The 9,448-nt window shown below is 75.3% G+C and carries 8 protein-coding genes; 3 read left to right on the forward strand and 5 right to left on the reverse strand.

The window, feature by feature from the left end; translation table 11 throughout:
- Positions 1–94: 94 nt before the first annotated feature.
- Complete coding sequence (locus tag SM793_RS35625) at positions 95–1,006, reverse strand: LysR family transcriptional regulator (protein ID WP_320443286.1); 912 nt, start codon at positions 1,004–1,006, stop codon at positions 95–97.
- A gap of 125 nt (positions 1,007–1,131) precedes the next feature.
- On the reverse strand, positions 1,132–2,928 hold the full coding sequence (locus tag SM793_RS35630; RefSeq protein ID WP_320443287.1) for an NAD-binding protein: 1,797 nt from the start codon (positions 2,926–2,928) through the stop codon (positions 1,132–1,134).
- 206 nt (positions 2,929–3,134) lie between these two features.
- Here SM793_RS35630 and SM793_RS35635 point away from each other — a divergent pair, with 206 nt between their 5' ends.
- Entirely contained in the window at positions 3,135–3,734 is a 600-nt protein-coding gene (locus SM793_RS35635) for an HdeD family acid-resistance protein (RefSeq protein WP_320443288.1), read from the forward strand.
- Between the two features lie 81 nt (positions 3,735–3,815).
- Here SM793_RS35635 and SM793_RS35640 read toward each other — a convergent pair whose 3' ends face one another.
- Positions 3,816–5,243 carry a CoA transferase gene (locus tag SM793_RS35640; RefSeq protein ID WP_320443289.1) on the reverse strand — a complete coding sequence of 476 codons (1,428 nt, stop codon included), beginning with the start codon at positions 5,241–5,243 and terminating at the stop codon, positions 3,816–3,818.
- Between the two features lie 118 nt (positions 5,244–5,361).
- Positions 5,362–6,732 carry a cytochrome P450 gene (locus tag SM793_RS35645; protein WP_320443290.1) on the reverse strand — a complete coding sequence of 457 codons (1,371 nt, stop codon included), beginning with the start codon at positions 6,730–6,732 and terminating at the stop codon, positions 5,362–5,364.
- A gap of 330 nt (positions 6,733–7,062) precedes the next feature.
- Between SM793_RS35645 and SM793_RS35650 the strand changes: the two genes are divergently transcribed.
- The gene (locus tag SM793_RS35650) at positions 7,063–7,974 is read left to right on the forward strand and encodes a hypothetical protein (RefSeq protein ID WP_320443291.1); all 912 of its coding nucleotides are present in this window, start codon (positions 7,063–7,065) and stop codon (positions 7,972–7,974) included.
- Positions 7,975–8,423: 449 nt separating this feature from the next.
- Here the strand turns inward: SM793_RS35650 and SM793_RS35655 are convergent, their stop codons facing one another.
- Entirely contained in the window at positions 8,424–8,813 is a 390-nt protein-coding gene (locus SM793_RS35655; protein WP_320443292.1) for a zf-HC2 domain-containing protein, read from the reverse strand.
- Positions 8,814–8,868: 55 nt separating this feature from the next.
- On the opposite strand from SM793_RS35655, the gene SM793_RS35660 reads away from it, so the two are divergent.
- On the forward strand, positions 8,869–9,448 hold a 580-nt coding region (locus SM793_RS35660; RefSeq protein WP_320443293.1), incomplete at its 3' end, for a sigma-70 family RNA polymerase sigma factor.

Raw genomic sequence — 9,448 nt, forward strand, 5'->3', positions numbered from 1 at the left:
AATTGTGTGCAGCCCGGGGGGCCCCCCCCCCCCGGCCGCCCCCCCGGCCACACCCGCGCGACCGACAAGCAGCCGGCGGCGGCCGAGGACCCGGTCAGGGAGCGGCCGGAGCGGCTTCGACGAGGGCGTCGAGAACGGGGCGGATGAGTGGGTGGCCGTCGGCGCCGGCGCGGACGGCGGCGAAGACCCGGCGGGTGGCGAGGGCACTGTCGACGGGGCGGACGGCGACCCGGGCCAGGTCCACGCCGAGGAGGGCCGAGCGCGGGACCAGGGCCACGCCGGCACCGGCCGAGGCGAGGGCGACGACGGCGCGGAAGTCGTCGGAGGAGTGCACCAGGCGCGGCTGGAAACCGGCGTGCTCGCAGGCCAGCAGCACCACGTCGTGGCACGGGTTGCCCGGGTAGGGGCCGATCCACGGTTCGTTTCCGAGGTCGGCCATCGCGACCGGGCCCTCGGCGGTGGCCAGCGGGTGGGCGAGCGGAAGAACGGCCTCGAAGGGCTCGGCGTAGAGCGGGACGCGAGTGAGCCGGGCGTCGTCGGCACGTGGGGCACCGCGGTACTCGACGGCCACGGCGAGGTCGGCACGGCCGTCGAGCAGCATCGGCAGGCTGGCGTCGCCCTCGGCGTCGAGCACCTTGAGCCGGACGCCGGGGGCGCGCGTGGCGAGGGCACCGATGGCGGGCACGAGGACGAGGGAGATGCCGGTGGCGAAGGAAGCCACGGTGACCTCGCCGGAGACACCGGCGCTGTAGGCGGCGAGGTCGGCCTCGGCCCGTTCGAGCTGGGCGAGGACGGCGTCGGCGTGACCGAGCAGGATCTCCCCGGCCGCCGTGAGCCGTACCCCTCGGCCCTCACGGGCGAGCAGGTGGTGGCCGGTCTCCTGCTCCAGGGCGGTCAGCTGTTGCGAGACGGCGGAGGGGGTGAGGTAGAGCGCGGCCGCCGCGGCGGTCACCGTCCGGTGGTCCGCCACCGCTCGCAGGGTCCGCAGCCGTCTCGCGTCGATCACAGGCCAATTCTGCCAGCGTCGATGGGGCTACCGGGGCGGGGGTGACCAATCGGTCGGAAGGGGCGGTGGAGTGGGAAGTCGGCCGCGCCGACTTCCCACGCCGAGAAGCAGATCCGCAGGTGCTCTCAGGTGTTCTCCGTCAGCGTCGTGTTGAGGCGGGCGAGGCCGCTGCGGGTGGTGGCCACGACGACGCTGTCGCCCGGCTCCAGAGTCCGGGTGCGGTCCGCATAATTCCAGTGGTAGAGGCGGGGGCTGCGGGCCAGACGCACCGCCAGGACCCTCACTCCGCCCGGGTCCTCCAGGTCGTGGCGGTTGAGGCCGATCAGGCCGGTGCCGATCTCGGCGGGGAGTTCGGCGATCAGCAGGACGTGGCGGAAGACCGAAAGGGTACCTAGCACCTCGCGGCCCATCAGGGCGGCGGCGAAGGCCGGGGCCGAAAGATACGAAGTCGAACGCGAGGCGACGTTGTCGAGGGTGGCGTAGACATGGCTCGCGAAGGAGTCGTCGAAGAGGCGCAGCACCACCCGGACGTCGGGCCGGACGGCGCGGGCCTCCAGCGCGGCCTCCAGGTTGGTGGCGTCGTCGCCGCTGACCGCGACGACGGCGCGGCTGTGCTTGAGGCGGGCGCGGCGCAGCTGCTCGGCGAGCGGGCCGTCGTCGACGACGACCGGGACGCCGAGGGCGCGGACGGCGGAGATGCCGCGGGCCTGGGGGTCGCTCTCCAGGCCGACCACCGGCACGCCGAGTTCGTGCAGTTGGGCGACCACCCGGGTGCCGACGTTGCCGAGGCCGACCACGACGACGTGGTCGCGGGTGCCCGCGCCCGGGTTGCGGTGCTGGCCGCGGCGGCCCGAGGCGAGCACCTCGACCATGATGGCGGTGGCGACCGGCGCGAAGGTGATGCCGCAGAAGGTGATCACCACCTGGGCGATCCGCTGCCAGGTACCGCCGGTGCCGCTGCCGTCCCCCGTGCCGGGCTGGTCCGGCTGGGCGGCGCCGGCGAGGTCGAGCAGGGAGGCGTAGAGGGACCAGGCGAAGTTCCCGTTGAGGTACCAGAGCAGGCCGAAGGCGAACAGCACGGCGGCCAGGGCGGTGATCAGCACCACGCGGAGGCGGGCACTGGTGAAGAAGCGCAGGGTGTCGAGGAGGCGCCAGCGCAGTCGGCGCCACCAGGGGATCCGGACGGCGGGTTCGCTGGGCAGGGTCTGGAGTGCGGCGATGCCCCCGGTGGCGGGGGACGGTTCGGCGGGCGCGGGGCCGGAGCGGATCGGGCCGCCGTCGCCGAACTCGCCGGCCAGGCGGACGAAGGAGGCGGAGTCGCCCTCCTGGTCGGGCAGCAGGCGGATCCGGCCGAGGTCCTGGCGGTCGATCCGGTCGGCGACGACGCAGATCCGGTCGGCGGCTATGTCGTCGTCGTAGGCGATGTGCAGGAAGCGGTCGCCGACCTGGACGGAGTTGGGCCGGGAGAGTGCGGCGTCGGCGAAGGCCGGGGCGGCGGTGGCGGAGCCGGAGAGCGCGGTGCCGTTCCTGAGCAGCCGTTCGATGTTGGAGCCGAGCCGCTGGTTGAACATCCGCAGCACGATGCGGATCCCGGGGTTGTGCCGCTGGGCGGAGAGCGCGGCGTGGATGTTCTCCTGGTCGCTGCCGTCGACGAGGGCGAGGCCGCGCGCGGTCTCGACCCGGACGGCGCGCAGCGCCTCCTCGGTGACGCCGGCGTACTCGACGACCGCGGCGACGCCGTCCAGCTGCTCGATCCGGGGCGCGTGGTCGCGGGTGCGGTCCGGGACGAGGACGACGACCGGTACTTCGTAGTGCTCGACGAGTTCGAGGACCAGGCGGTGGGCGAGCGCGTTGCCGCCGCAGACGATGTAGTGCTGACCGATCGGCTCGACCGGAGGGGTCCCCCACCCTTCAGAAGTCATATCGACGGATCCTATCGACGGTAAGTGAGGGTGAGGTGACGTTCGGGGAACCCCGGGGGAAATCCGTTCGACCGCCCGAACGGGTGCGCCCCGCGAGCGCGGTCCGGCGCGGGCGGTGATCGTGAGGTGATCGTCAGGAACGCCGTCCGCCGTCCGAACTCCAGCCGTCCCCCGTCCCCCCGTCCGCACTCCAGGAGGATGCCACCGTGGTCTCCCCGATCATCACTCCCGACGGAGCCCCGGTCCGGGGCCCGCTGGGGGCGCTCGCCAAGGCCGCCTGGCAGGTGCTGCTGCTCGCCGGGCTGGTCTCGCTCGCGCTCGGGATCGTCGTGTTCGTCTGGCCGAAGCAGACGCTGATGGTGGTCGGTGTGCTGTTCGGCCTCTATCTGCTGGTCATCGGCATCGTCCAGCTGGTCGCCGCGTTCGGCACCCACGGCGCGACCGCGATGCGGGTGCTGGCCTTCATCAGTGGCGCGCTCTGTGTGCTGCTCGGCCTGCTGTGCTTCCGCAGCGCGGTGCAGTCGCTGCTGCTGCTGGCGATCTGGATCGGCATCGGCTGGCTGTTCCGCGGCATCACCCAGCTGGTCGCCGCGATCTCGGACGAGACGATGCCGGCCCGCGGCTGGCAGGCCTTCGCCGGGGCGGCGAACACCCTGGCCGGGGTGCTGCTGATGGTCTGGCCGGTCGGCTCGATCAAGGCGCTGACGGTCCTGGCCGGGTGCTGGCTGCTGTTCCTGGGGCTGGTCGAGATCGTGACGGCCTTGCAGGTGCGCAGTTCGGCGAAGCAGATCCCGTCCGGCGTCTGACCGCGGCCGCCGAATGCCGAACGGGCGGGATCACCTGGACGGGTGGTCCCGCCCGAGCGGCGGCCGGTGGCCGGCCGCCGGTCAGAGCCAGGCCGGGGCGTCCGTGCCCCAGCGGCCCGGCGGGCGGGACCAGTCCGTGGGGGCGCCCGCGTAGCCGAGGGGCGGGCGGGCATGGTGGAGCCGGCCGTAGTCCGCGGTGTCGGTGTCGGTGATCCACCGGGCGGGGTCGTAGGGCTCGTCGTTCGGCAGGACGTGCGGGTCGGCGGTGGGGGCGATGCCCTGCAGCAGCCAGGAGGCCGTACCGGCCAGGGAGTAGCGCAGGTGGCGGCTCCCGGGGCGGCCGGTGCGCTGCTCGGTGAGGGCGCGCAGGACCCCGGCGGTGATCAGGTAGCCGGTGCCGTGGTCGAGGGCCTGGGCGGGCAGGACCCCGGGGCGGCCGTCGGCGCCGGCCTCGACGGCGGCGATGCCGCAGCCCGCCTGGACCAGGCTGTCGAAGCCGCGGCGCCCGCTCCACGGGCCGGTCCAGCCCCAGGCGTTCAGCTCGACGGCCACCAGGCCCGGCCGGCGGGCGAGCAGTTCGCCGGGGGCGAGTCCGTACGCGTCCAGGGCCCCGGGGCGGTAGGCGCTGACGACGACGTCGGCGGTGGCGAGCAGGTCCTCGAACGCGGCCCGGTCGGTCGGCGCGGCGAGGTCGAGGCGGGTGGAGCGCTTGCCGAAGCCGGTGTCGGCGTGGGCGTCCTCGGCCTCGGGCAGGTGGGGTGAATCGACGCGCAGCACGTCGGCGCCGAGCAGGGCGAGGGTGCGGGTGGCGACGGGTCCGGCGATCACCCGGGTGAGGTCGAGGACGCGGATCCCGGCGGCGGGCAGGTCGGCGGGGGCCAGTGGACGGGGTGCGGCCGTGTCGACGGTCCGCAGTTCGGCCAGCGGCAGGACGAGCTCCCGGGCCGGCGCGACCGCGACGGCGAGCGCTCCCGCCGCGTAAGCGCGCTCCTGGACGACGGCGGCCGGCCGTTCGCGCAGCACGGCGGCGAACCGTTCGGGCCCGGTGTCGGCGGGCAGGCCGAGGGCGGTGAGCAGCCGGTCCCGGTGGTGGGGGTAGTTGGCGTGGGTGCGCAGCCAGCCGTCGGCGGTCTGCCAGAAGCCCGAGAGCGGCGCGAAGCTGACCGGGGCGCGGCCGTCGATCCGCAGGTGGCGTTCGCTGACGAAGGCGGTGGCGACCGCGCCCTGGTCGACCCGGACCTCGGGGACGGGGCCGCCGGAGCGCAGCGCGGCGAGTTCGGCGGCGGCCAGCGAGCAGGCGGCGACGGTGGCCCGGGCCAGCCGCCGCACGGGCAGCCGGGAGGGCAGTACCGCGTCCGGGCCGTGGAAGGAGACCCGGTCCAGCAGTGCGGCCGGTCCGCCGAGCGCCGTCCAGGCGTCGGCGGTGGGCCCGTCGACGCCGGGCGGCAGCGGGTCGGCGGGGCCCGGGGCGGGGGCGGGGGCCGGGGCGGGGAGCGAACGGTCGGTCATGTCGGCATTCTGCTCGGCGGCCCGGGCGGTCGCAGTGACGTCCGCCACCTTGCGACGCGTCCGAACGGCGCGGCGGGGTGGGGCAGGGTGGGATGGGGTCGGGCCGGAGGCCGGCGGGTCAGAAGGTGAACGGGAGCGAGCGGACCCGGTGGTCGAAGCTGGACGGCGCGAGTTCCGGTTCGCCGACCGACCGGGCCTCGGGGAGCCGGGTGAACAGCTCCCGGTAGAGCACCTTCATCTCCTGTCGGGCGAGGTGCGCGCCGAGGCAGTAGTGCGGCCCGCCCCCGCCGAAGCCGAGGTGGGGATTGGGGGTCCGGGTGATGTCGAAGGCCGCCGGGTCCGCGAACACGGTCTCGTCGTGGTTGGCGGAGCCGTAGTAGAGCACCACCTTCTCGCCCGCCCGAAGCAGTGGGCCGTCCGGACCGCCGAGCCGGTGGTCGACCGCCAGGGTGCGGCGGAACTGGATGATCGGCGTGGAGTGGCGGACGATCTCGTCGACCGCGCCGCCGAGGTGACGGTCGAGGTCGCCGAGGAGCAGGGCGCGCTGGCCGGGGTGGACGGTGAGCAGGTGGAGGCCGTGCGCGAGGGCGTTGCGGGTGGTCTCGACACCGGCGACGAGCAGGAGGGAGAAGAAGGCGCCGAGTTCGCGGCCGGTGAGGCGGCGGCCGTCGACGTCGGCGGTGACCAGGGCGGAGATCAGGTCGTCGGCGGGGCGGCGACGGCGCTCCCGGCCGAGGGCGGCGACCATGCCCTGCATCCGGGCCAGCGCCCGCAGTCCGCGACCGGGCGTCCGGAGGCGTTCGCGCAGCGGGCGGGCGACGCCGGTGTGCTCGGAGGCGTGGTTGACCTGGTCGAGGATGGCGCGGCGGATTTCGGCCGGAATGCCCATCATGTCGCAGATCACCCGGAAGGGGAGTTCGGCGGCCACCGCGTTGACGAAGTCCCGGGGGCGCTCGTGCTCGACCCGGTCGACCAACTCGGTGGCGACCCGGCGGATGCCGTCCTCGACCCGGGAGAGCAGGCGCGGGGTGAAGGCGCGGGAGACGATCCGGCGCAGCTGGGCGTGCCGGGGGTCGTCCAGGTTCACCATCGAGTCGCCGAACAGGAGGCGGACCCACCGGGCGGGTTCGGGGGTGGTGACGCCCGGTCCGCTGAGGAAGACGCCGGGGGTGCGGCTGGCCTCGACGACGTCGGCGTAGCGGACGAGGGCGTGGAAGCCCCCGCGGCCGCCCCGGTGCTGGCCGGCACCGAAGCGGGCCGGGACGGGGAGGCGGCGCAGTTCGGCGAAGGCGGCGGCGCGGGCCGGGGCGGGCAGTCGCCAGAAGGCCGGATCCGCGAGGTCGACCCCCTCCGGCCGATCGGCGGCGGTCGCGGGCCGGAGGTCCGCGCTCCCGGTCCGGGCCTCGCCGCCGGGCCGGACGTCCGCGACCGCTCCGCCCGCCGCGTCGCTGGTCGTGGTCGCGCCGGCATCGGATGCGGTGGTGCCCATCCGGGGCCTCCTGTCCCTGTCGGTCCCGTGTGCGTGATGTCACATTCAGTGCGTATCGGAAGGAAGCTGTCAAACCGATATGACGGCATGAATAGCATCTTCTGGGACCAGTCGGGCGCCCGTCAGTGCTCCGCTCCTTCCCGCACCGTCGGAATCCGGCCACCGCGTGACAGCCCTCCCGCACCACCGTTCCCAGCGGCCCCGGAGGTGTCAGTGCCCGAACGGCCTGGCTCGCCGGAACTCGCCCGAGGCGCCCGGACGTGCCGTCACAGGGATGGAACCGGCCAATAGCGGAGGGTGCGGTACTGGTCTGCGGAGGCGGGTGCGACGATGAGTGTCATCGTGATGACCGACCGGATCCGCTCGCTGCGCGCCGTGGTCTTCGCCGCGCTCTGCGTGGCGCTGGCCGCCACGGCGCACGTCTCCATGTCCGGTTCCGGGGTTTCGGCCCCCGTCCTCGCGGGCGCGTTCGGTCTCACCCTCGGCCTCACCTGGCTGCTGGCCGGCCGGCGGCGCGGGCTCACGGTGATCAGCCTCTGGATGGTGGCGGCGCAGACCGCCCTGCATCTGACCTTCGAACAGGCGGGCTCGCTGCTCGGCGGTGGCGGCACGAGCGGCACTCCGCCGACGGACTGGGCCTCGCTCCTGCTGTGCAATCCGGACGCGACACCCACCGGGGTGACGCCGGACGACCTGGCCGTGATGGCCGGGCTCGATCCGAACGTCCCGCCGGCCGGTGCGCAGGCCGCGGCCGCCGCGCACCACGCGCACGGTGTGGCGGCGGCACCGGACCTCCCGTCGGGCTCGGTCACGGGCCTGACCGGACAGAACCTGACCGGCCAGAGCATGACGGGTCAGGACCTGGCCGGTCAGAACATGACTGGTCAGAGCATGGCCGGTCAGGGTGCGGGCGGCCACGGCATGGGCGGTCACGACATGGCCGCGCACGGCATGTCCACCGGCATGATCGCCGCCCACGTGCTCGCCGCGCTCGCGTGCGCGCTGCTGCTCCAGCGCGGCGAGACGGCGCTGGTGCGGCTGTTCGACCTGCTCGGCGCGCTGGGCGCCGTCCTGGCCGGGGCGCTGCTGGAACCGCTGCTGGCCCTGTTCGGCCGACCCGCCGGTTACCTGCCGCCGGGAGCGCCGAGACCCGTCGGCAGCCGGACCCGGCCGCCGCGGCTGGTACTGCTCTCGCACGCCCTGGTGCGGCGTGGGCCGCCCCGCGTCGCGTTCGCCCGCTGACGCGCCCTCCGCCCCCCGGGTCACCACCGGTGCCCGGCGCGGTGGGCAGGTCGCCCCGCGCCGCAGCCGCGCCGCCGGGTACCGCCGCCCGTCCCGGACGACCCCGACCGACCGCGAACCACCGCACCGCCGCGCCGCCGCGCCGCCCCACCCCGCGCCTCCCGCCGGGGCCGGGGGCAGGACCGGCGGCCACGGACGGCGGAGGCCGCTGTCGTCCGGACGGTCCGGGGACGGTGCGCCGCCGGTACCGACGGCCGCCGCCCGCGCCACCGGGGCCCGGGCCCGTACGCGCCGACCGTCCCGCCGCTCCGCCGGCCGGGGCTCCGGACGCGCGGCCGCCCACCGACGCCGACGGTTCCGCCCGCAGCGGGACCGCACCAACGCCTTCCCCCCGGGACTCCTCCATGTCTCACTTCGACGGCGCACCGGTCCGCACCGGCGCCACCGTCCTACCGCGTCCGTCCGCCGTCCCCCTGTCCGGGGCGGCCCTCCACCTCACCGGCCGCCCCGTTGCCGGACTCCACCCCGTCGGACTCCGTTCCGTCGGGCTCCACCCCGTCGGACTCCGCTCCGCCCGCCGGCTCCGCGCCGAGACGGGTGAGGAGCCCCGCCGTCCACTCCGCCGTCCACTCCGTCGTCCACTGGGCCGTCCACTGCGCCGACGGGTCGCCGCCGGTCCGGTCCGCGAGCAGCGGTCCGCGCAGCCGCTCCGCCCGCTCCAGCCAGTCCCGGCAGACCGCGCACCGCGCGACGTGCTTGTCCAGTCGACGGTCCGGCACACCGGCCGGCTCACCGTCGAGGCGGGCGGACAGAGCGGTACGGAGTTGCTCACATCTCATATGACCATCGTCCCGTACCTTCTCCGAGGTGGGACCGTCCGGGTGGGGGGCCACCATGGATGACGAACAGCTGACCACCCTCGCCCTGGCCGCCCGCGAGGGGCGGTCCGCCGACGTCGAAGCCTTCGTCCGGGCCACCCAGCGGGACGTGTGGCGGTTCGTCGCCCACCTCACCGACGTGCAGTCCGCAGACGACCTCGCCCAGGAGACCTTCCTGCGCGCCCTGCGCAGCCTGCCGGGGTTCGCCGGACGCTCCTCGGCCCGCACCTGGCTGCTGTCGATCGCCCGCCGGACCGTCATCGACCGCTACCGGACCGCCGCCGCCCGCCCGCGCTGCGCGGCGCTGCCGGACTGGCAGGAGGCCGCCGAGCGGCAGGGCTCCGTGCCCGCCGCGGGCTTCGAGGACGGCGTGGCGCTCGGCGACCTGCTGGACCGGGTGCCCGCGCAGCGGCGGGAGGCCTTCGTACTCACCCAGGTGGTCGGGCTGAGCTACGCCGAGGCCGCCGAGGTGGCGGGCTGCCCGGTCGGCACCGTCCGCTCCCGGGTCGCCCGGGCGCGTGAGGAACTGATCGCCCGCCTGCGGGCCGCCGAGGCCGGTGAGCCGGCTCCGGGCACGGCGGCGGAACTGGCGGCCG

The organism is Kitasatospora purpeofusca, assembly GCF_034043715.1.
Classification (GTDB): Bacteria; Actinomycetota; Actinomycetes; order Streptomycetales; family Streptomycetaceae; genus Kitasatospora; species Kitasatospora purpeofusca_A.

Coding starts and splice junctions, on each gene's coding strand:
- SM793_RS35650 (WP_320443291.1), top strand. CDS start 7,063: ATGAGTGTCATCGTGATGACCGACCGGATCCGCTCGCTGCGCGCCGTG.
- SM793_RS35640 (WP_320443289.1), bottom strand. CDS start 5,243: ATGACCGACCGTTCGCTCCCCGCCCCGGCCCCCGCCCCCGCCCCGGGC.
- SM793_RS35655 (WP_320443292.1), bottom strand. CDS start 8,813: ATGAGATGTGAGCAACTCCGTACCGCTCTGTCCGCCCGCCTCGACGGT.
- SM793_RS35630 (WP_320443287.1), bottom strand. CDS start 2,928: ATGACTTCTGAAGGGTGGGGGACCCCTCCGGTCGAGCCGATCGGTCAG.
- SM793_RS35645 (WP_320443290.1), bottom strand. CDS start 6,732: ATGGGCACCACCGCATCCGATGCCGGCGCGACCACGACCAGCGACGCG.